The sequence below is a fragment of the Mesorhizobium sp. M2E.F.Ca.ET.219.01.1.1 genome, from assembly GCF_004016445.2.
Lineage (GTDB): Bacteria > Pseudomonadota > Alphaproteobacteria > Rhizobiales > Rhizobiaceae > Mesorhizobium.
Map to the genome: position 1 here is coordinate 1,163,594 of NZ_SADT02000002.1, position 16,939 is coordinate 1,180,532.

The following is a 16,939-nucleotide window of genomic DNA, read 5'->3' on the forward strand; positions in this document are numbered from 1 at the left end:
TTTCATGCAGTATTGCCGGGGACGGGACGGCAAGAACAAAAAATGGTGGACGACAACAGACGCAACGGCAATTTCTGGGCGCTGGCGCTTGAGCGCGCTCATCTCGGCCTCTGGGACTGGAATCTGTCGACCGGCGATTGCTACTATTCGCCGACCTGGTCGAAGATGCTGGGCTATGAGGAGGGCGAGCTCGCCAACACGCCCGATCTCTGGCTGAAGCTCACCCATCCCGACGACCGCCAGCGCGCGCAGGAAAGCGGCGACCGGCATATTGCGGGCCTCGTCGATTCGATCGAGACGGAGCTGCGCCTGCGCCACAAGGACGGCCACTGGGTCTGGGTGCTCGACCGTGGCGGCACTGTCGAGCGCGACGCCGACGGCAAGCCGCTTCGGCTGATGGGCGTACAGACCGATATCACCCGCCAGAAAGAGGCCGAGGCGGCGCTCGAGCAGGTCAACATCCGCTTCCGCCTGGCGCTCGCCGCCAGCGGCACCGGGATCTGGCATCACGACATCGGCACCAGGAAGAGCTATTGGGACGCGCGCAGCCGCGAGATATTCGGCCTCGTTGCCGACAAGGACGAGGTGTCGGCCGAGCTGTGGCACACCTATCTTCATCCCGACGACAAGGAAGCCACGGAGCGCGCCCATCAGATCGCGCCGGGCTCCAGCGATGTCGTGGCCTCGCAATACCGCATCATCCGGCGTGACGGCCAGGTCCGTCATCTCGAATCGCTGGTGCGCTTTGTCGCCGATGTCGGCTCGGCCGGCCAGGTGCTTGGCACCGTGCGCGACATCACCGAGGAGAAGATGCGTGCCGAGGGACTCGCCTTCGCCGCGCGTCACGACGCCCTGACCGGGTTGCTCAACCGCGCGGCCTTCGACCGGCTGCTCGCGGAAAACATCGCCATGGCCGAGCGCCTGCCGCTAGCTGTGTTTTATGTCGACCTCGACTACTTCAAGGCGCTCAACGACTATGCCGGTCATGCCGCCGGCGACCTGGCGCTGAAGAGCGTCGCGGCCGGCATTCTCGCCAGCCTGCCGGCGTCGGCGCATGCGGCGCGCCTCGGCGGCGATGAGTTCGCACTGATGGTACCGAACTGCAATGACGCTTGTGCCGAGCGCATCGCCCGCGCCGTGCTCGCCGCGGTGCGCGATGCCGACCTCGGCTCGGCGGTCACCTCGCGCAGGCTTGCCGCCAGCATCGGCATCGCCTTCGTCCGCGACCGCAACATGAGCGTGGCCGATGCGCTCGCCTGCGCCGACGACGCCTGCTACGCCGCCAAAGCCGGCGGCCGCGACCGCTTCGCCGTGTTCTCACCCGACACGACGTCGGGTGCCGGCGGGCTCAACGCCGCGCGGTTGGCCGCCGACCTGGTCGACGCGATGGAGGATGGCCGGCTGAAGCTGTTCGGCCAGGAGATCCACCGGCTCGGCCTGCCATGGGAGGACAGCCGCCATGTCGAGGTGCTGGCCAGGCTCGAGGCCCGCACCGGCACGATGATCCCGCCCGGCGATTTCGTGCCGGTCGCCGAACGCTTCGGCCTTGCCGCCCGGCTCGACCGCTGGATCATCCGTACCGCGCTGACGCGCCACGGCGAGGCGATGCGCGCGGGCGCCATCGCGCTCGACTTCAACCTGTCGGCACAGACCCTTTCCGACCCGCAGCTCTGGGATTTCGTCGACGAGGCCATCGCCGAGAGCGGCGCGCCGCCGTCGGCCGTCGGCTTCGAGATCACCGAAACCGCCGCCGTCACCAATTTCGAGGCGGCCGAGGCATTCGTGCGCCGCGCGCGCGAGCGCCATTGCCGGGTCAGCCTCGACGATTTCGGCGCCGGCATGAGCTCGTTCGAATATCTCAGGCGCTTCCCCATCGACGCTATCAAGATCGACGGCTCCTTCGTCGAGCACATCGCCGAAAGCCGCTTCGACCGCGAGATCGTCTCGGCGATCACCGGCATCGCCCGCTCGATGGGCGCCGCCGTGGTGGCCGAAAAGGTCGAGGAGAAAGAGGCGCTGGAGATTCTCATGGGCATGGGCGTCGCCTTTGGCCAGGGCTATTTCCTGCACCGGCCCGAGCCGCTGGGGGCGATCGTGGCAAGAGCCGCCAGCGGCACGATGTTCCCGGAGCGGCCGCATGCCAGGTTAGGCTTAAAATAAGCAGTTGCTAAAATTGAAATCACTCATTTAAGGCCGCCGTAATCCGCTATGATGATGATCCGAGATCACGAAGCGAATCGGAGCGCCTGGATGAAAACCCTTCCCTTGCTTGCGGCAATTGCAATCGGCCTGCTCGGCATCTTCGCCACCCAGCCATCCCATGCGGGCTCGGATAATGGCGGTGGACTGACGGCGGCGTCCACGGCCGACGATGATGAGGATCAGGTCAACACATCCAGCGTTGGCGACGACCAAGAGGCCGCCGAGAATGACGAGGTCGGGAATAGCGGGGACAGCGCCGCTTCCGGCTCGCATGAAGGCGACCAGGAGGCCGACGATCAGGGCGAGGATCAAGATGGCGATCACGACGGCGGGGACGGTGGCAGCCAGAATGGCGGCGGAGACAGCGGCAGCCATGACGGAGGCGGCGACAGCGGCAGCCACGATGGCGGCGGCGACGGTGGCGGCGATGGCGGCGGCGACGACTGAGCTTCGGCGTTGAGCCAAACCAAGGAGATAGCGCGGTTCATCGTTAAAAGGTGAACCATCGTTCTATCGAACTCTTAGGACAACCGGGTTATTGCCTGTGAAACGCTTCGGCCAGGACATGACGTCTTGGCTCGACTGTCCGGCGTCCGGTCCATGACGGACGGGCGCTTGCGAGACCCGGCAATGTCTTCGACACTCAACACCGCGCTTGTGATCCTGCAGCCGCTGCGCCTGCCGCCGACGGCCAGACCGGCCGCCGACGGTCTTCCTGCGCACGTCTCCGGCCCGGCGGGCTCGCCGGTCATACAGGCGGAACCCGCGACCTCGGTATCCAGGTTCAGCCTCGACAGCCTCAACATCACGGCGACGAAGGTCAGGCTGATGCAGCGCGCCGGCAAGGAGTTCGCCGTTGATCAGACCGATTACGATTCCGTGTCTTCCTACGGCTCGGCGATCAAGAATGCCGTCGAGGCGTTGAAACGGCAATCGCCGTCGGCGGTCCCCAAGATCGAGAGGCAGCTTGGCCTGGACCAGCTTGGCGTTTCCCTCGATACGCTCGTCAACGCGATCGTCCGTCCGCAAAGCGGCGACAACGACAGGCTGGATGCCGCGTTGAGGCAGCGTGCGGGCGGGCAGGGCGAGGCCGCTTCAGGCCGGCCGGACGATCTCGGAATCTACGGCCTCTGACGCGTCATCCCATCAGCCACCGCAACACGCCCGCCGAGGCCACCCCGATCACCACTGTCGGCAGCATCGACAGCCTCGTCGCGGCAAGCAGGGTGATGGCTAAAGCCGCAAGGTCGGCCGGATTCCTTGAGACGAAATCCGGCGCGATCACCGAGATCAGCACACAGCCGGGCGCGGCTTCCATCACCGCCGTGGCGCGCGGGCTGAGCGCGCGGTTCTTGAGCATCACATAGCCGCCGATGCGGGTGAGATACGTCACGCCGGCCATCGCCAGGATGGCGAGCAGGGTCATCGGATCGATCATGTCTCGCCTGCCAGGAACCACGCGGCCACCAGGCCGGACAGCGCGCCGGCCGCCACATACCAGGCGCCGGGCACGACGAGGTAGGTGAGCGCCGCTACCGCCAGGCTGACCAGCCAGGGCCGGGCGGCCGCGAAGCCCTTCCACATGCCTCGCAGCAGCACCAGGAAGACGGACGGGAAGGCCATCGCGAAGCCGTATTTTTCGACATCGCCGAGCACCGGACCGAGCGCCGCGCCGCAAGTCGTGAACGCCACCCAGGCGAGGTAGACGGACAAGCCGGCGGCGAGATAGAAAGGCAGGCTGAAGGCCGGCCGCATGCCGGCGGCGGCGCGCCGCTGCGCATCCGCCAGGCCCACCGCCCAGCTCTCGTCGCACATCAAGAACAGCGCGGGAAAGACCTGGCGCTTCGGCAGGTGCCTGATGAATGGCGCAAGTGCCGCGCCCATCAGGAAATGCCGGCTGTTGACCAAAAGCGTGATGGCGGCGATCAGCAGGATATGCGGCGGCGAGGTCCAGAGCTGGATCGCGGCGAATTCCGATCCGCCGGCGAAATTGAGGCCGGTCATCAGCGGCACCTCGGCGATGGAAAGACCCTTCTGCGCGGCCTGCGCGCCGAGCACCAGCGCGTAGGGGATGATGCCGAGAAGCATCGGCGTCGAGGCGGCAAGCCCACGCCGGAACTCGGCGCCGCGTCTTTTGGTGGTCCGGCCCTCGGGGAGGGCGATCTCGGAAACGCTCATGGCTTTGCTTTCGGCTGGCCCTGCGGCCAGCCGTTCTCCCGCTCGGTTGTGGGGTTGTCGGTCGCCGGACAATAGCCGAAACGCGCGGCAATCGGGTTGCGAAAATGCGCCATCTCTGCCAAGATTTGGCATTGGATGGCAATTTCAGGTGAGGAATTGGAATCTGGAACCATGAAGCTCGATGAGATCGACAGACGCATCCTGCGCGCCCTGCAGCGTGACGGGCGCATGGCAAACAACGATCTGGCGAAAGAGGTTGGCCTGTCGCCCTCGCCCTGCCTGCGGCGTGTAAAACTGCTCGAGGAGGCGGGTGTAATCGACCGCTATGTCGCGGTGCTCAACCCGGCCAAGATCGGCCGCGGCCAGACCTTCTTTACCCGAATCTGGCTGCAGCAGCAGGACGAGGACACGATCGAGCATTTCGCCGCCGAGGTGGCGAAATTCCCCGAGGTGATGGAATGCTATCTGATGCTGGGCGACTGCGACGCCATGGTGCGGATCGTGGCGGCCGGTATCGACGAGTACCGCCGCTTCCAGTCGGAGCATCTGAGCCGCATCAAGGGCGTGCAGAACGTCAAGACGGAGGTGCCCAGCCAGACGATCAAGCAGACTTCGGAGATGCCGCTGTAGGATTCTTCCTTCTCCCCGTTCAACGGGGAGAAGGTGCCCGAAGGGCGGATGAGGGGCGGCGCGGCCTTTGGATCTCTGAGAGCCGGCGGCAGCGCAGCGACGACAAACTCGCGGGCTCGGCTCTGCCCCTCATTGCCCTGCCGGGCATTTCTCCCCGTATAGTGACGGGGAGAAAGGGGCGGCGCCGCCGATTTCGCCAATCGCCGACGCCTGCGCATCGAAAAGTCATCAATGATGCGCGTGGCTCTCATTGCGCTTGCGCGTCGCCGCAGCCTTCTTCGCCGAAGCCGATTTGTCCGCCGCGGAGCGCTCGCTGGAGGCCTTGCCGCCCGTCCTGCCGCCCTTATGCGCGGCCGGATGGCCGGTGTGCTTGCCGCGTCCCGATCCGCCTTCCTTCTTGCCGCCGCCATCGTCCTTGTTGACGGTCGCCCAGGCCCGCCGCTCAGCTTCCTTCTCCGAGACGCCGCGTTTCTCATAGCCTTCGGCGATGTGGTCGGCCTTGCGTTCCTGCTTGTCGGTGTATTTCGATTTGTCGCCACGTGGCATTTTTCTTCTCCTTGTTGCGCTGAGTAAATTCGGGAAGGGATTAATCGCCCTTCTTCTTGGCGACGTCGCCAAGGTCGGAGCGTTCCGGATCCTTGTTGTTCTCGCCGGCGGCATCGCGGTTCTCGTCGGGATCGTCCTTCGGCGGCAGGTAGCCGCGCGGCTTGTTGGCCTTCGGACCTTCCCAGCGCGGCCATTGATCGGACGTTCCAGCTGGTCCGTTCTTCGGTGAATTGCTCATCCTTGCCTCGCTTTCCGGAGGGCGTTCAGCCTTCCGCCTTCATGGTTCGTGCGATCTCCAGCAGCTTAGCGCGGTCATGTCCGTGGTCGCGGATCAGCTCGCGCGCCTGCTTCGGCGACAGGTCGGTGTTCTCCGCCAGGAACCGCACGTCGGGATCGTCGCCGCCCTTGACGGGCAGCTTGCCGCCCGACGGCGCGTTCGCGGCGCCCGGCCGGTGCGGCATGTTGTCGTTTGCCTGGGTCATCTTGGGTCTCCAGTCATCGCGGATCTCCTTCGCTTCGGCGCCGTGTCAGTCCGCCGTCTCCGACTGCCTGCGGCGTGCTTCCTTCTTGCGGCGCAGCACCTCGTCGGTCCCGACGATGTCCTTGGAACCGCCGGTGATCGCGGTGGAAACTACGGCCGGCGGATCGCTGGCCGGAAAGGAGTCCTCGAGGCCCGACTGCAACTGCTCTTCCAGCGTGTCCGGGTCCTCCGAGCGGCCTTCCGTGCGGCGGCCGTCGATCTCTTCCAGGTCCTGCTTGGCGTCGGGATGCTCACGCGCGTTGCGCAGCGTCGACACGACGAGTTCGACCGCGAATTCCTTCATGGCCTCGGCATCCGGAGCCGTCACATCGGTCTCTTCGACCAGGCGCACCAGCGACTGTTCGATCCTGTCCAATTCGCGCATGCCCTGGCAGCGCGCCAGCTTTTCCGCCAAGGCATTGATCAGCAGCGGACCGAAGGTCGAATAGGCCTGCATGCGGGTCTCGTCGACGCGTTCGGGATGAAGAGTGTGCAAGGACATTGTTGCCTCCGTTGAATATCCTGCGGCGACGGCTGCCTGTCGCGGCGGCCGGTCCCAAGGTCAACTGGAGGACGGCGAAGATGTTCCATCGAGGGATTGATCTCGCGGGGCGAATGAAATGGCGTCCGCGACCGCGGACGCCATTTTGAACTCAGCGCTGGCCGCCCTTCCGGCCTGCTTCCGAGGCGCGCTGACGGTCTTCGGCGAAGTTGCCGCTGCCGCCCCTGTGCTGGCCCGCGCTCCGCTGACCCATGTTGCGGTCCTCGGCCTGCTGCTGTCCGCCGCCGCGATGCCGATCCTCGCGGTTCTTGTGGCTCTGCTGGCCGGCCTTGACGTGCTGTTCGTGGGTTCCGCCTTGATTGGGCATATCCAATTCTCCGTTGGTTCGGATTTTTCTTCAGGGGTGAAATCAAGGACGCGTTCGACATCCTTGAGTAAGGGGAACAAGTGCCCGCAACCGATGTTCCGGTCGAAATATTTCGTGACTCCGCCCGACTGAAGTCTGACCCGGCGGGCGCATTGGGCTGGCTTGTGCAACCAACGTGCTTTCTGCGAATTGGTGAGCGGCCGACGAGAAATCCCTTCATCGCCGGCCGTCCTGGTGCCCGTTGATCGCCCCCCGCGCAATTCGGCGGGCACCAATATCCACGAACAAGAAGGCCGCGAAGCCGGCCCCGGAGCGAGACGACGTTTTGACCTATATCTCTGCAAAGCCCGCGCGGCAGGCTGCCGAAACCCTGCCTGCCAATGACAACAACCAAGCCGCCCTTGCCGATCTTTCGTTTCTCGATGCCATCAACAACGACGATCAGATCGCCGACATCGCAAGGCGTGCCGAGCGTCTCGGCCATGTGACGCTGATCATAATGGCGATCGGCCTGACGGCCGCGCCGTTGCTTTACCTGATGCTTGCGTGAGCCGTCCGGTCAGGCGTCCGGCTGGCCCGCGCCAACCTCCGCAAGGCGCGTTGCTATCTTCCGGAGAAGAACGCGTCGAGCGTGGCTGCGGTTTCGATCGGCGACGCCTCCGGGAAGAAGTGACCGCCGGGCAAGGCGCCACCGCTGACGTCGTCCGCCCAGTTCCGCCACTGCGCCTCCGGGCCGCCTTCCTCGACGTACCATTCGGCCAGCGCCCCATGCTCGCTCCATAGCGCCAGCAGCGGGCAAGCGATGCGCCGGCCGGTCTTCCTGTCGGCATGGTCATGGTCGCGGTCGAGGGACGCCGCCGCGCGATATTCTTCGCAAATGGCATGGATGTGCGCCGGGTCGCTGAGCGCCTCGACATAGAGCTGCCGCACCCCGGGCGGAAACGCGTCGGGCGACGATCCCCAGCCGGAAAGCGCATTGTCGACGATGGCATCGGCGGCGGCCGCAAGCATCGTCTCCGGCAGCGGCTCGGGTTGCGCCAGCAACGACCACGGCCAGTAGCCCAGCGCCAGCCTTGCATCGGCGCGGTCCCACGCATCGGCGGTGGGGATAATGTCGAGCACGGCGAGCTTCTCGACGCGGTCCGGATGATCGAGCGCCAGCCGGTAGGCGACACGCCCGCCGCGATCGTGCCCGGCGACCATGAAGCGCCTGAAACCCAATTTCTCCATCAGCACCACCATGTCGGCGGCCATGGCGCGCTTGGCATAGGGCGCATGATCGGCGGCCGATGGCGGGCAGGAGCTTCGCCCATAGCCGCGCAAATCGGCGCAGACGACAGTGAAATCCCGCGCCAGGCTTGGCGCCGCCCCGCGCCACATCGCATGCGTCTGCGGAAAGCCGTGCAGCAGGAGCAGGCCGGGACCGGCGCCGGCGCGGCGAACGAAGATCCTGGCCTCACCGGTGTCGATCTCACGGCTGTCGAAATCGTCGAACATTGCTTGCCTCCGGTATCTCGACCGGCGCCGGCTGCCTCAGGTCCAGGCCGAATCCAGCGTCAGCGACGCTTCGAAAATCTGGTGACGCTTTTCGTCGAGCACCTTGACCTTGATGGTCAGATGCCGGCCGGCCGGCATCTCGTCGCGGGCGACGTCGTGCAGGATGCGCAATGCCTCCATGCCGGCGCGCTCACGGCTGGCGAAGAGCTGTCCCTCAGTGTCTTCCTGGCTGTGCTCGGCGTTATACAGGTCGAAATAGAAGCGTTGCATCGGCACGTTGAGTCCCCGTTCCGACGTTCAATTCGCGGACGCGATCATGGTTCCAAACACCTGATCCGGAGGCAGAATCTGCGATGCGCCGGCCTCGTGGTGCGGGATCGCTCGCAACCAGCATCGGCCTGCAGCGTTAGCAGTGACGAACAGAGGACGGCGGATGCTGGAATCGCTTTATCTCAATCTCGGCCAGCACGATGCCCTCTCGGACGAAGAGAAAGCGTTGCTCACGTCGACCTTGTCGATCGAGAAATATTTCGGCGTGGGGGAGGATATCGTTGCCGAAGGAACCAGGCCGACCTACAGCACGCTGATCATCGACGGCCTCGCTGCCCGTTACAAGGTGCTGGAGGACGGGGGTCGCCAGTTCACCTCGCTGCAGGTCGCGGGCGATTTCGTCGACCTGCATGCGTTCCTGCTGAAGACGATGGATCACGGCATCATCGCGTTGTCGCCCTGCCATGTGGTGGCCGCCGAGCATGGCAAGCTGAAGACGATCACCGAGCAGGCGCCGCATCTCACCCGATTGCTCTGGCTGGACACGCTGGTCGACGGCGCCATCCATCGCGAATGGATCGTGGCCATGGGGCGCCGCTCCAAGCTTTCCCATCTCGCGCATCTGATCTGCGAGCTGTTCGTCAGGCTTCAGGTGGTGAAGAAGACCCGCGACATGAGCTTCCACCTGCCGCTGTCGCAGGCCCAACTCGCCGACGTGCTGGGCTTGTCCGTCGTCCATATGAACAGGGTGATCGGAACGCTGCGCCGCCAGAACGTGATCAGCTGGACCGGCCATATGATCACGATCCTTGACTGGGAGCGGCTGGTCACGATCGCCGAATTCGATCCGACCTATCTCAGCATGGCGCACGAGCCGAGATAGACCGGGCAGGACGGATCGGCCTTCTAGCTCCGCGGAACCTTGGAGCGCGACCACAGCTCGTCCAGCATGGTCAGCGCGGCACTCGGCGCGGCCGACCTCAGCAGACCCTGCTGCGCGGCGGCCTTCTTGAAGGCGGCAAAGGCGACGGCCGGCCGGCAGGTGCCCGCGATCGCGTCATCCACCAGCCGGACTGCTTCGAGATATGCCGGCGCTTCCTTGTTCTTCCATGTGCCGGCAAGCGCCTTCTTGGCCTCGGCAACCGTGGTGACCACCATCGTGCCGCCGCTGATGAAGCGGATGGTGAGGGGGAGGAAACGGCTCATCGAGTGGTCCTCACCACCCGAGCCATTCGCGCGTGCGCCAGGCAAGGCCGACAAAGGGCGCCGCGGTGATCATGGCGGCGGCGAGGATGAGAAGAGGGCTGTTGATAGGCAAGGATTTCATGATGCACCACAAGATTGGGATGGGCCTAAACGATGATGTCGCCGGTCGGTTGCATCCGGCCGGCCAGTCAGCACGACAAGCCTCAATTTACATGTTGCTGGCGGGCCGGATCGGCGGCGCCGGCCGGTGCGGCGGCCGCGGACGCGGCCTGAGCGGCACGTCGGCGAGGGAAGCGCGGATCACCCTCACCGGGATTGGCGGCGCGGCGGGGCGCCGGCGCGACAAAGCGGCCGACAGGCTGCCGATGAAAATTCGAACGTCCATTGGGACTCCTCCTCGAGAGTCCCCCCAATGACGAAGGGTTAGCACCCTGGATCGGTCAGCCGCATTTAACTTTGATGTATGCCGGGCATCTCGGCAGGGGCGACGAACCGCGGCCAACCTTTTTCGACGACATGCGTTGTCCCCTGAAAGGAGACCATCATGCCGACCAGCAGCCGAACGAAATCAAACGCAGCCCAGAAATCAGTCGCCAGGGAGAAATCAGTCACCGGGGAGAAACCTGACACCGCCAAGACCGCGCGCAGGCAGCGCAGCATCCAGCGCCAGGTCGATGCCACCGATCGCAGCAAGCCGAAGCCGAAAGCCTCGGGCGCCATGCAGGCCGGCGCGCGCCGCTATCCGGTGCCGCCTTTCCCGAAGCAGCATCATCCCAAGCCCGGCGAGGAATGGGCGATCGAGCCGGCGCCGCTCTATGACGCGCCGTTCTGGCAAGGGTCGGGCAAGCTCAAGGACAAGGTCGCGCTGATCACCGGCGGCGACTCCGGCATCGGCCGCGCGGTCGCCGTGCTGTTCGCGCGCGAAGGCGCCGATGTGGCCATCGTCTATCTCAGCGAGGACCGCGACGCTAAGGCGACGAAGCAGGCGGTCGAGGCCGAGGGCAGGCGCTGCATCACCCTGCGCGGCGACGTCGCCAAACGCGCATTCTGCCGCAAGGCGGTGGCCGAGACGGTCAAGGCGTTCGGAAGGCTCGACGTGCTCGTCAACAACGCGGCCTTCCAGGTTCACTCGGCCGATTTCTCCGATCTCACCGAAAAGCATTTCGACACCACGCTTAAGACCAATCTCTACGGCTATTTCCACATGGCGCAGGAAGCCGTGCCGCAGATGAAACCGGGCTCGGCGATCATTAACACCGGGTCGGTCACCGGCATCGAAGGCTCGAAGGAACTGGTCGACTACTCGATGACCAAGGGCGGCATCCACGCCTTCACCCGAGCGCTCTCCGGCAATCTCATCGCCAAGGGCATCCGCGTCAATGCGGTGGCTCCCGGTCCGGTCTGGACGCCGCTCAATCCGTCGGAAAAAGAGGCGGAGGATGTTTCGCAGTTCGGCGCCCAGACGCCGATGAAGCGGCCCGCCCAGCCGGAGGAGATCGCGCCGGCCTATGTGTTCCTGGCCTCGCCGCAATGCTCTAGCTACATCACCGGCGAGATCCTGCCGATCATCGGGGGCTACTGACCATCAGGAGGATCCCATGAAGAAAGCGCTTCTCATAGTGGCCTTCGCTCTGATCCCGGCCGTGCCGGCGGCGGCGCAGACCGCCGCTCAACCGAAGGATCAACTGACGCAGAACTGTCAGGTCAAGCCCGACGCTAACGACCAGCAGCAAAAGCAAAAGCAGGAGGCCGCCGCGGACGAGTTGTCGAAAAAGCTCGGCGATTGCGGCGGCGTGCTGAAGCCGCCGCCGACTGGCGACCAGAACGCGACGACCCCGCCGCCGACCGGCAGCGAAATGCCTATTATCAAGCCGGGCGAGGTGCCGCCGCAGACGAGCAAATGAAACTTTCTGGGCAATCACTTTGGCCTGGCGGCGGCCGCAGGCGGCCCCGGTTAACGATGCTTCATAGTCAGCGCCTCGTGCTGGCGATCAGCCGCTGGCGATCCTTGTCTCGCGAACCCAGTACTGCTTCTCCTCCCAGACTGCGTGATTTGTGAATTGCAGGTCGCGATCTTCCCGGCCGGCAGCTCGGCACTCGCGGCAGTAGAACACTTTCACGAGCGCATAGGGCATGCAGGAATGGTCTGGACCGAGACGGCGCACCAGCTCCGCGACGTCGAGCATCGCGGTTCGCTTGCAGGTGAGACAGTGCACGGAAAGGCCGGTCCGCGTCTCCAGCTTCTGGCCAAGCGTGTCTTCGGTAAAAGGGCATTTCATTGTGTTGATCCGGACCCCGAGCTCGCCGCGCCGGAGCCGCTGCTCCTCTCGACGCCGCGCCGCGGCACCGAACCGGGTGGTTAGCCAGATGTTCCATTAGGTATTGCTAAAAAGCTGCTTGGAACATTCCGGCTTTGTCGCTGTTCAATCTGACCAGGAGGAACAGCCATGACGGACGACAGGACCAAACGCGACTTTCGAGACCGCGACCGCGTTTCGGCCGACGAGGAGTACGAGGTCCGCTACTTCGCGAAGCAGCACCGGATCACTCCTGAGCAGGTTCGCGAGCTGATCAGCGAACACGGCAACGACCGCAAGACGCTCGAGCGGGAGGCGAGGAAGCTGCGGGGTTGACAGGCATCCCTGGTCGGCACCCGCCCAGTCAGGACAGGTCGCGCAAATATTTGACGCCTGCCTGCGACCAAGCGGGATCGCTCGCCCAATCATATGTTAGCGCGCAATTCCGCCGAAGGTGTAAGTTCGAGCAGTCGCCGCACAGAGCAAAGGCAAGCGCGCGCCGGAAGAGCCCATCACGCTTTCGCCCAACCTAGGGAAGTGGAGCTTCGATGAGCGACGGAAGAGGCGGCCATTATGCCGCGAAAGGTGAGTATCTCGATCACCGTCTGGAATGCCCGCACTGCGGGACGATCCGGTTGAACATCCCCAGGAATGTCCAATCCTCAACGCCGATCCATTGCGCCGAGTGCGGTGCGTATCTCGGCACGTGGGACGAAATCCAGACCGACTTCGAGCAACAGGGAGGAACCGACGGAGTGTTTCGCCTGGCAAGCGGCCGCATCAGGCGACTCGCCTGACGGGCGCGTCCTAAAGCATGTCTCCCGAAAGTGGGCATGGAGGGAATCCGAAGGATCGCGACGCGCTTTAGTGCCTGTCTTTTAAAAAACGGGCTTCGCGCACGAGCGACGACCAGTCTGTACCGATCATGTTGATCAGTTCGCTCGCCTGCTCCTCGGTGATCCCCACATCCCTGGCCAGCTTCTCAGCAAGCAGTCGTTTGTCGGCTTCGCTGTGATGTCCGTCCTTCTTCATGCGCACTCTCCATCGCCTTAAAGGTAAAGCGCAAGCTCAGGAGAGGTTTCACCAGGCTCGAGATCGACTACATATTTGACAGCCCCAAGCGATGGCCCTCTGAACCAAAAGACCGACAATGCCTAAGAGCGACAAATCTCAAATCGACAAGTTTCGCAAATCCGCCCGCAAACCCGGGACGGACGACAGCGAGGAGAACTTCAACGCGCGGCTGAAGCGCGTCATCAAAAGTTCCCAGCCGAAGGAAGAGGCGCCGCCAGTGCCGACCAGGAAGCCGAAGGCAACCAAGGGTCGCTAGACTCTGGTCCGCACCATAGGACGATAATCCTAGGTTGAGCAATTCTCGTAGGAGGTCGCAATGCTTCCCACGCAGCGCGTCGAAAGCGCACCGGACAGCCGTCTGCTGCCAGCGCGTCTTGAACGATAAGGATCAGTGCTTGCGCTTCTCGCTCTCGGCCGGCTTGGGGACCGCCGAGGCGTGCGCCTCGCGGATCATCTGCAGGGCTTCGTCGCGGGTAAGGCCGCATTTTCGGGCAAAATAAGCCGCCTCATGGATTTCCGCGCGGGAGGCCTCCGCGACGCCCGAACTGGCCTGTCTATCTTTCTTCTTGGCCATCGGTTCACCGTGCCGTGAATCACTTAGTCAGCTAATTATAGGCCCGTTGGTAGCTGTTTCAATTCCGCTGTTCGAGACGGCACGACATTTCGCGCCCAACTACTGAAGATGCGTTTTGCGACGGTAAGGCAGTGATCAAGTGGAACGCCGCGAGGTCAGGACATCGAGAGCGTCTCCAGTACCCTCAGGAGGCTTCGCTCCGATGTCGGTTTGCCCACATTGGGCACCCCCGCCAGGATGACCCCGCCGACGAGTTCCGGCTTGTCATAAGCGCTCGCCACCGCGAAAGGCACACCGCGGCTGCGCAACGCCTCGGCTACGGGCGTGACGAGTTGGTGGCCTAAGTTCACGTCGAGCAAGGCGACCGTCGGCCGTTCTTCTTCCAGCAGGCGGAGCGCGTCCGCGACTCTGGCGACTGGCCCCAGTACCTGCCATCCCAGCAGCTCGACCATAACCTTAAGATCCATCGCGATGATGAATTCATCTTCGACGATCAAGATGGTCTTCTGCACCGGCCATCAATCTGGGCGAGCTGCCCTTTCGAGTGGGACGACTATCTCTGCTTCCAAACCTTCGGCTCGATAATTCTGTTCCACCTGACCACCGAGATTGTAGGCGATGGCGAATTTGATGAGCTGGGTTCCGTATCCTGTCGAGGCAGGCTTGCCTACAGGCGGGCCGCCGCTCTCGCGCCACGACAGTTTCAGCAATGGATGATCGCCTTGCTCGACCTCCCATCCTATTCGAACCGTCCCGGCCGGAGCCGACAAGGCGCCATACTTGACGGCATTGGTTGCCAGTTCGTGCAGCAGAAGACTGAGCGACATTATCTCCTTCGAGACCAATGTCACTGCCGGCCCTGGCTCGATGACGATTGTCTCCGGAGCGGTTTGGAAGGGCTTTGTCGCTCGCGCCACCAAGGCCTCCAGGCCGTCTTCACCATGATCGCTGAATGCCAGATCGTTTGCGTCCGCAACGGCGTGCAGCCGGCCGAGGAACACCTTGCGATATTCCTCTCCCGAAATACCTTCCGCTTTCGTTTGGTTGGCCAGCGCCCGCACCAGCCCGAGCACGTTCTTGAGCCGGTGCCGCAGTTCGCCAAAGACCGCTTCGAATTCCGCTTCCTTCCGGCTTTTCTCCGTAATGTCCACGATCGACAGCAACATGAGGTGGCTGACATTGTCCGGATTGAACACGGTTCGCGCTGTCAGAAGCATGACTTTTTGCCCGATTTTCGGGAAATCATGCGTCACCTTGTAATCAATCACCGCCGAGCTTTTCGGGATCACCTCTCCAAGGAGATGACGCAACTCGGGGATATCCCATTGCCCGTTGCCCAGGTCGTACAGGTGTTGCCCGATCGTGTCGTAACGCTCCACCGCGAATGTTCTGAAGAAGGCGCGGTTGGCGCTCTGGACGGTCAGAGCGGAGTCCAGCACCAGCATGGGGTCGGGAACAGTGTCGACAATGCCTTGTGCCTGCACGTGACCTGTCCGAAGCATCCGGTAGAGGTCTTCCAAATCCATTGCCAAAATACCCGTTAGCCGGACAGGCTATAAGCTTGCCGCCGATCATACAACCGCGCTTTGCCAAAGCGAAGATCGCGCGACGCGGTTTTATCGCATCGGCGCTAGACTCTGCATTCCTCGAGCTTCCACCCTCGGCTATTCCCGGAACAATCGCGCCAGCGCCGGGTTTTGTTTGGCGGGCCGCACAGCGGACCTGGCGGCAAAGAGAACAGGGCTGGTTTCTCCGGCTTCCTGCCCTGGCTGGGGTGGCAAATGGCAGAAAAGACACAATCCGACAAAGCCGACACCGGACCGCGTTCGGTCCGTGCCCGAAACAGGTGAGGGGGCGATGCCACGCTGGGTCGACGAAGGCTGGATACTGCTGAAGGAAAGCGTAACCGGCTACATCAACGACAATGCGCTGAGCCATGGCGCGGCCATGGCTTTCTACGCCACCACGTCGCTGGCGCCGATCCTGTTGATCGTCGTCGCGATCGCCGGTTTCTTCATCGGCAACGATGCCGCCCAGCTGGCGTTGTCGGCCCAGATATCGGGCGTGATGGGGCCCCAGAGCGCCGACCTGCTGAAGGCCACTATAGCGACCGCTTCGCATGGCTGGTCGAGCGCGCTTGCCACGCTTATCGGGCTGGTGACGCTTTTGGTCACCGCGTCGGGCGTCTTCGGCGAGATGCAGCAGTCGCTCAACGAAATCTGGAAGGTCGAGCCCACCAGCGTGTCGCTTTCGCGCCTGGTGCGGGCGAGGGCGGCCAGCCTCGGCCTCGTGGCGGCGCTCGGCTTCCTGCTCCTGGTCTCGCTGGCGGCCAGCGCGGCGATCGCCGCCTTTAGCGAGATCATCAACCGGAGCCTGCCGTTCGGAGAACTGATCGTCAGCGCGATCAACACGATCGTCTCCTTCGCGCTGATCGCGCTGCTCTTCGCCGCCATCTACAAAGTCCTCCCGGACCGGACACTCAAATGGCGCGATGTCGGCGTCGGCGCGCTGGTCACCGCGTTGCTCTTCACAATCGGCAAGTCGCTGATCGGCTGGTATATCGGCACGAGCGCGATCGCCACCTCCTATGGCGCGGCCGGAGCGCTGATGGTGGTTCTGGTCTGGGTCTACTATTCGGCGCAGATCTTCCTGTTCGGCGCCGAGATCACGCGCGCCTATTCGGTGCGCCGCGGCAGCCGGCGGGATCTCGCGCCAGTGGTGGCCGCCGATCCGCCATCGGCCGCCGCCCAGCCGCCGGCGCGCGGCGCCTCGGGCATCGAAGTCGCCGTATGGATTGTCATCGCCTGCGTAGTCACCGCGCTGATGTCGAAAACCGGCACAAGGCAATAGGCCGAAGCGCGCGATGGAAGTGCGTAAGATCAGAGAGATAGCGCGTTTCGCCCATGAACCGATGAAACGCACCCGGCTTCATTGGAGTGAGCTTCCCGCTCTTCCTGGCGCTTCTCGATTTGGTAGGATAGCCAGCGGCAGAACATTCCGGCGGTCGAGGTCGCGGCGCCGCCGAGCAGGCCACGCAACCAGCAGCGGGCTTTGCGATGCGCTCGACCAGCTTACG

29 protein-coding genes are annotated in these 16,939 nt (G+C 63.9%); 12 read left to right on the forward strand and 17 right to left on the reverse strand.

All coding sequences use genetic code 11. From position 1 onward, the window contains the following. Positions 1-42 precede the first annotated feature (42 nt). The 3 genes from EN862_RS16345 (at position 43) to EN862_RS16360 (ending at position 3,336) form a co-directional block, all read left to right on the forward strand. Positions 43-2,160, forward strand: coding sequence for an EAL domain-containing protein (locus tag EN862_RS16345; protein ID WP_127865310.1), 2,118 nt, complete (start codon positions 43-45; stop codon positions 2,158-2,160). Between the two features lie 90 nt (positions 2,161-2,250). Further along, entirely contained in the window at positions 2,251-2,649 is a 399-nt protein-coding gene (locus EN862_RS36185; RefSeq protein WP_189401207.1) for a hypothetical protein, read from the forward strand. Positions 2,650-2,832: 183 nt separating this feature from the next. Then, the gene (locus tag EN862_RS16360; protein ID WP_127865313.1) at positions 2,833-3,336 is read left to right on the forward strand and encodes a hypothetical protein; all 504 of its coding nucleotides are present in this window, start codon (positions 2,833-2,835) and stop codon (positions 3,334-3,336) included. Between the two features lie 4 nt (positions 3,337-3,340). Here the strand turns inward: EN862_RS16360 and EN862_RS16365 are convergent, their stop codons facing one another. The 3 genes from EN862_RS16365 to EN862_RS16375 are packed head-to-tail and all read right to left on the reverse strand — an operon-like array spanning position 3,341 to position 4,580. After that, positions 3,341-3,640 carry an AzlD family protein gene (locus tag EN862_RS16365; protein ID WP_127865314.1) on the reverse strand — a complete coding sequence of 100 codons (300 nt, stop codon included), beginning with the start codon at positions 3,638-3,640 and terminating at the stop codon, positions 3,341-3,343. Then, on the reverse strand, positions 3,637-4,380 hold the full coding sequence (locus EN862_RS16370) for an AzlC family ABC transporter permease (RefSeq protein ID WP_127865315.1): 744 nt from the start codon (positions 4,378-4,380) through the stop codon (positions 3,637-3,639). The genes EN862_RS16365 and EN862_RS16370 overlap by 4 nt, the downstream gene beginning before the upstream one ends. Then, entirely contained in the window at positions 4,377-4,580 is a 204-nt protein-coding gene (locus EN862_RS16375) for a hypothetical protein (protein WP_127865316.1), read from the reverse strand. The genes EN862_RS16370 and EN862_RS16375 overlap by 4 nt, the downstream gene beginning before the upstream one ends. Between EN862_RS16375 and EN862_RS16380 the strand changes: the two genes are divergently transcribed. Beyond that, positions 4,552-5,010, forward strand: coding sequence for an Lrp/AsnC family transcriptional regulator (locus EN862_RS16380; RefSeq protein WP_127865317.1), 459 nt, complete (start codon positions 4,552-4,554; stop codon positions 5,008-5,010). The genes EN862_RS16375 and EN862_RS16380 overlap by 29 nt on opposite strands. 228 nt (positions 5,011-5,238) lie before the next feature. On the opposite strand, the gene EN862_RS16385 is transcribed toward EN862_RS16380, so the two are convergent. The 5 genes from EN862_RS16385 to EN862_RS16405 form a co-directional block, all read right to left on the reverse strand. Next, positions 5,239-5,556, reverse strand: a complete 318-nt coding sequence (locus EN862_RS16385; protein WP_127865318.1) for a plasmid stabilization protein — start codon at positions 5,554-5,556, stop codon at positions 5,239-5,241. Between the two features lie 40 nt (positions 5,557-5,596). Then, a complete protein-coding gene (locus EN862_RS16390; RefSeq protein ID WP_127865319.1) occupies positions 5,597-5,794 on the reverse strand; it encodes a hypothetical protein in 198 nt (65 codons plus the stop codon). A gap of 25 nt (positions 5,795-5,819) precedes the next feature. Then, positions 5,820-6,038, reverse strand: coding sequence for a hypothetical protein (locus EN862_RS16395; protein ID WP_127865320.1), 219 nt, complete (start codon positions 6,036-6,038; stop codon positions 5,820-5,822). A gap of 45 nt (positions 6,039-6,083) precedes the next feature. Then, positions 6,084-6,578, reverse strand: coding sequence for a hypothetical protein (locus tag EN862_RS16400; protein ID WP_127865321.1), 495 nt, complete (start codon positions 6,576-6,578; stop codon positions 6,084-6,086). 151 nt (positions 6,579-6,729) lie between these two features. After that, the gene (locus EN862_RS16405; RefSeq protein WP_082056318.1) at positions 6,730-6,831 is read right to left on the reverse strand and encodes a KGG domain-containing protein; all 102 of its coding nucleotides are present in this window, start codon (positions 6,829-6,831) and stop codon (positions 6,730-6,732) included. Between the two features lie 439 nt (positions 6,832-7,270). On the opposite strand from EN862_RS16405, the gene EN862_RS16410 reads away from it, so the two are divergent. Beyond that, positions 7,271-7,495, forward strand: coding sequence for a hypothetical protein (locus EN862_RS16410; protein WP_127865322.1), 225 nt, complete (start codon positions 7,271-7,273; stop codon positions 7,493-7,495). Between the two features lie 53 nt (positions 7,496-7,548). Here the strand turns inward: EN862_RS16410 and EN862_RS16415 are convergent, their stop codons facing one another. Next, positions 7,549-8,442 carry an alpha/beta hydrolase gene (locus EN862_RS16415; protein ID WP_127865323.1) on the reverse strand — a complete coding sequence of 298 codons (894 nt, stop codon included), beginning with the start codon at positions 8,440-8,442 and terminating at the stop codon, positions 7,549-7,551. Between the two features lie 36 nt (positions 8,443-8,478). Beyond that, positions 8,479-8,712: a hypothetical protein gene (locus EN862_RS16420; RefSeq protein ID WP_127865490.1), complete on the reverse strand. Its 234-nt coding sequence runs from the start codon at positions 8,710-8,712 to the stop codon at positions 8,479-8,481. Positions 8,713-8,875: 163 nt separating this feature from the next. Between EN862_RS16420 and EN862_RS16425 the strand changes: the two genes are divergently transcribed. Then, a complete protein-coding gene (locus tag EN862_RS16425; protein ID WP_127865324.1) occupies positions 8,876-9,595 on the forward strand; it encodes a Crp/Fnr family transcriptional regulator in 720 nt (239 codons plus the stop codon). Between the two features lie 23 nt (positions 9,596-9,618). On the opposite strand, the gene EN862_RS16430 is transcribed toward EN862_RS16425, so the two are convergent. Together EN862_RS16430 and EN862_RS36190 are read right to left on the reverse strand one after the other, a co-directional pair. Beyond that, a complete protein-coding gene (locus EN862_RS16430) occupies positions 9,619-9,918 on the reverse strand; it encodes a DUF982 domain-containing protein (RefSeq protein WP_127865325.1) in 300 nt (99 codons plus the stop codon). A 208-nt stretch (positions 9,919-10,126) separates the two neighbouring features. Then, a complete protein-coding gene (locus EN862_RS36190; protein WP_181592176.1) occupies positions 10,127-10,303 on the reverse strand; it encodes a hypothetical protein in 177 nt (58 codons plus the stop codon). 159 nt (positions 10,304-10,462) lie between these two features. Here EN862_RS36190 and EN862_RS16435 point away from each other — a divergent pair, with 159 nt between their 5' ends. Continuing rightward, entirely contained in the window at positions 10,463-11,500 is a 1,038-nt protein-coding gene (locus tag EN862_RS16435) for an SDR family oxidoreductase (RefSeq protein ID WP_127865326.1), read from the forward strand. A 16-nt stretch (positions 11,501-11,516) separates the two neighbouring features. Next, positions 11,517-11,822, forward strand: a complete 306-nt coding sequence (locus tag EN862_RS16440; protein ID WP_127865327.1) for a hypothetical protein — start codon at positions 11,517-11,519, stop codon at positions 11,820-11,822. Positions 11,823-11,909: 87 nt separating this feature from the next. Here EN862_RS16440 and EN862_RS16445 read toward each other — a convergent pair whose 3' ends face one another. Beyond that, positions 11,910-12,197: a hypothetical protein gene (locus EN862_RS16445; RefSeq protein ID WP_127865328.1), complete on the reverse strand. Its 288-nt coding sequence runs from the start codon at positions 12,195-12,197 to the stop codon at positions 11,910-11,912. 168 nt (positions 12,198-12,365) lie between these two features. On the opposite strand from EN862_RS16445, the gene EN862_RS16450 reads away from it, so the two are divergent. Continuing rightward, positions 12,366-12,551 carry a DUF3606 domain-containing protein gene (locus tag EN862_RS16450; protein WP_127865329.1) on the forward strand — a complete coding sequence of 62 codons (186 nt, stop codon included), beginning with the start codon at positions 12,366-12,368 and terminating at the stop codon, positions 12,549-12,551. A gap of 212 nt (positions 12,552-12,763) precedes the next feature. Continuing rightward, positions 12,764-13,012: a hypothetical protein gene (locus EN862_RS16455; RefSeq protein WP_127865330.1), complete on the forward strand. Its 249-nt coding sequence runs from the start codon at positions 12,764-12,766 to the stop codon at positions 13,010-13,012. Between the two features lie 67 nt (positions 13,013-13,079). Here EN862_RS16455 and EN862_RS36195 read toward each other — a convergent pair whose 3' ends face one another. Then, entirely contained in the window at positions 13,080-13,247 is a 168-nt protein-coding gene (locus tag EN862_RS36195; RefSeq protein WP_189401210.1) for a hypothetical protein, read from the reverse strand. Between the two features lie 118 nt (positions 13,248-13,365). On the opposite strand from EN862_RS36195, the gene EN862_RS16460 reads away from it, so the two are divergent. Continuing rightward, a complete protein-coding gene (locus EN862_RS16460; protein ID WP_127865331.1) occupies positions 13,366-13,545 on the forward strand; it encodes a hypothetical protein in 180 nt (59 codons plus the stop codon). A gap of 132 nt (positions 13,546-13,677) precedes the next feature. Here EN862_RS16460 and EN862_RS16465 read toward each other — a convergent pair whose 3' ends face one another. The 3 genes from EN862_RS16465 to EN862_RS16475 form a co-directional block, all read right to left on the reverse strand. Further along, a complete protein-coding gene (locus tag EN862_RS16465; protein WP_127865332.1) occupies positions 13,678-13,863 on the reverse strand; it encodes a hypothetical protein in 186 nt (61 codons plus the stop codon). Positions 13,864-14,018: 155 nt separating this feature from the next. After that, positions 14,019-14,375, reverse strand: a complete 357-nt coding sequence (locus tag EN862_RS16470) for a response regulator (RefSeq protein WP_127865333.1) — start codon at positions 14,373-14,375, stop codon at positions 14,019-14,021. A 6-nt stretch (positions 14,376-14,381) separates the two neighbouring features. Continuing rightward, positions 14,382-15,389, reverse strand: coding sequence for an HWE histidine kinase domain-containing protein (locus tag EN862_RS16475; RefSeq protein ID WP_127865334.1), 1,008 nt, complete (start codon positions 15,387-15,389; stop codon positions 14,382-14,384). Between the two features lie 331 nt (positions 15,390-15,720). Between EN862_RS16475 and EN862_RS16480 the strand changes: the two genes are divergently transcribed. Next, positions 15,721-16,713: a YihY/virulence factor BrkB family protein gene (locus EN862_RS16480; protein WP_127865335.1), complete on the forward strand. Its 993-nt coding sequence runs from the start codon at positions 15,721-15,723 to the stop codon at positions 16,711-16,713. Positions 16,714-16,939 lie beyond the last annotated feature (226 nt).

Bases quoted from the DNA above. Each gene is read 5' to 3' on its own strand.
- EN862_RS16480 (WP_127865335.1), top strand. From the start codon at position 15,721: ATGCCACGCTGGGTCGACGAAGGCTGGATACTGCTGAAGGAAAGCGTA.
- EN862_RS16385 (WP_127865318.1), bottom strand. From the start codon at position 5,556: ATGCCACGTGGCGACAAATCGAAATACACCGACAAGCAGGAACGCAAG.
- EN862_RS16365 (WP_127865314.1), bottom strand. From the start codon at position 3,640: ATGATCGATCCGATGACCCTGCTCGCCATCCTGGCGATGGCCGGCGTG.
- EN862_RS16345 (WP_127865310.1), top strand. From the start codon at position 43: ATGGTGGACGACAACAGACGCAACGGCAATTTCTGGGCGCTGGCGCTT.
- EN862_RS16420 (WP_127865490.1), bottom strand. From the start codon at position 8,712: ATGCAACGCTTCTATTTCGACCTGTATAACGCCGAGCACAGCCAGGAA.
- EN862_RS16460 (WP_127865331.1), top strand. From the start codon at position 13,366: ATGCCTAAGAGCGACAAATCTCAAATCGACAAGTTTCGCAAATCCGCC.
- EN862_RS36195 (WP_189401210.1), bottom strand. From the start codon at position 13,247: ATGAAGAAGGACGGACATCACAGCGAAGCCGACAAACGACTGCTTGCT.
- EN862_RS36190 (WP_181592176.1), bottom strand. From the start codon at position 10,303: ATGGACGTTCGAATTTTCATCGGCAGCCTGTCGGCCGCTTTGTCGCGC.
- EN862_RS16400 (WP_127865321.1), bottom strand. From the start codon at position 6,578: ATGTCCTTGCACACTCTTCATCCCGAACGCGTCGACGAGACCCGCATG.
- EN862_RS16465 (WP_127865332.1), bottom strand. From the start codon at position 13,863: ATGGCCAAGAAGAAAGATAGACAGGCCAGTTCGGGCGTCGCGGAGGCC.
- EN862_RS16360 (WP_127865313.1), top strand. From the start codon at position 2,833: ATGTCTTCGACACTCAACACCGCGCTTGTGATCCTGCAGCCGCTGCGC.
- EN862_RS16445 (WP_127865328.1), bottom strand. From the start codon at position 12,197: ATGAAATGCCCTTTTACCGAAGACACGCTTGGCCAGAAGCTGGAGACG.
- EN862_RS36185 (WP_189401207.1), top strand. From the start codon at position 2,251: ATGAAAACCCTTCCCTTGCTTGCGGCAATTGCAATCGGCCTGCTCGGC.
- EN862_RS16435 (WP_127865326.1), top strand. From the start codon at position 10,463: ATGCCGACCAGCAGCCGAACGAAATCAAACGCAGCCCAGAAATCAGTC.
- EN862_RS16455 (WP_127865330.1), top strand. From the start codon at position 12,764: ATGAGCGACGGAAGAGGCGGCCATTATGCCGCGAAAGGTGAGTATCTC.
- EN862_RS16415 (WP_127865323.1), bottom strand. From the start codon at position 8,442: ATGTTCGACGATTTCGACAGCCGTGAGATCGACACCGGTGAGGCCAGG.
- EN862_RS16475 (WP_127865334.1), bottom strand. From the start codon at position 15,389: ATGGATTTGGAAGACCTCTACCGGATGCTTCGGACAGGTCACGTGCAG.
- EN862_RS16375 (WP_127865316.1), bottom strand. From the start codon at position 4,580: ATGCGTCTGTCGATCTCATCGAGCTTCATGGTTCCAGATTCCAATTCC.
- EN862_RS16425 (WP_127865324.1), top strand. From the start codon at position 8,876: ATGCTGGAATCGCTTTATCTCAATCTCGGCCAGCACGATGCCCTCTCG.
- EN862_RS16440 (WP_127865327.1), top strand. From the start codon at position 11,517: ATGAAGAAAGCGCTTCTCATAGTGGCCTTCGCTCTGATCCCGGCCGTG.
- EN862_RS16450 (WP_127865329.1), top strand. From the start codon at position 12,366: ATGACGGACGACAGGACCAAACGCGACTTTCGAGACCGCGACCGCGTT.
- EN862_RS16395 (WP_127865320.1), bottom strand. From the start codon at position 6,038: ATGACCCAGGCAAACGACAACATGCCGCACCGGCCGGGCGCCGCGAAC.
- EN862_RS16380 (WP_127865317.1), top strand. From the start codon at position 4,552: ATGAAGCTCGATGAGATCGACAGACGCATCCTGCGCGCCCTGCAGCGT.
- EN862_RS16390 (WP_127865319.1), bottom strand. From the start codon at position 5,794: ATGAGCAATTCACCGAAGAACGGACCAGCTGGAACGTCCGATCAATGG.
- EN862_RS16370 (WP_127865315.1), bottom strand. From the start codon at position 4,380: ATGAGCGTTTCCGAGATCGCCCTCCCCGAGGGCCGGACCACCAAAAGA.
- EN862_RS16430 (WP_127865325.1), bottom strand. From the start codon at position 9,918: ATGAGCCGTTTCCTCCCCCTCACCATCCGCTTCATCAGCGGCGGCACG.
- EN862_RS16405 (WP_082056318.1), bottom strand. From the start codon at position 6,831: ATGGGTCAGCGGAGCGCGGGCCAGCACAGGGGCGGCAGCGGCAACTTC.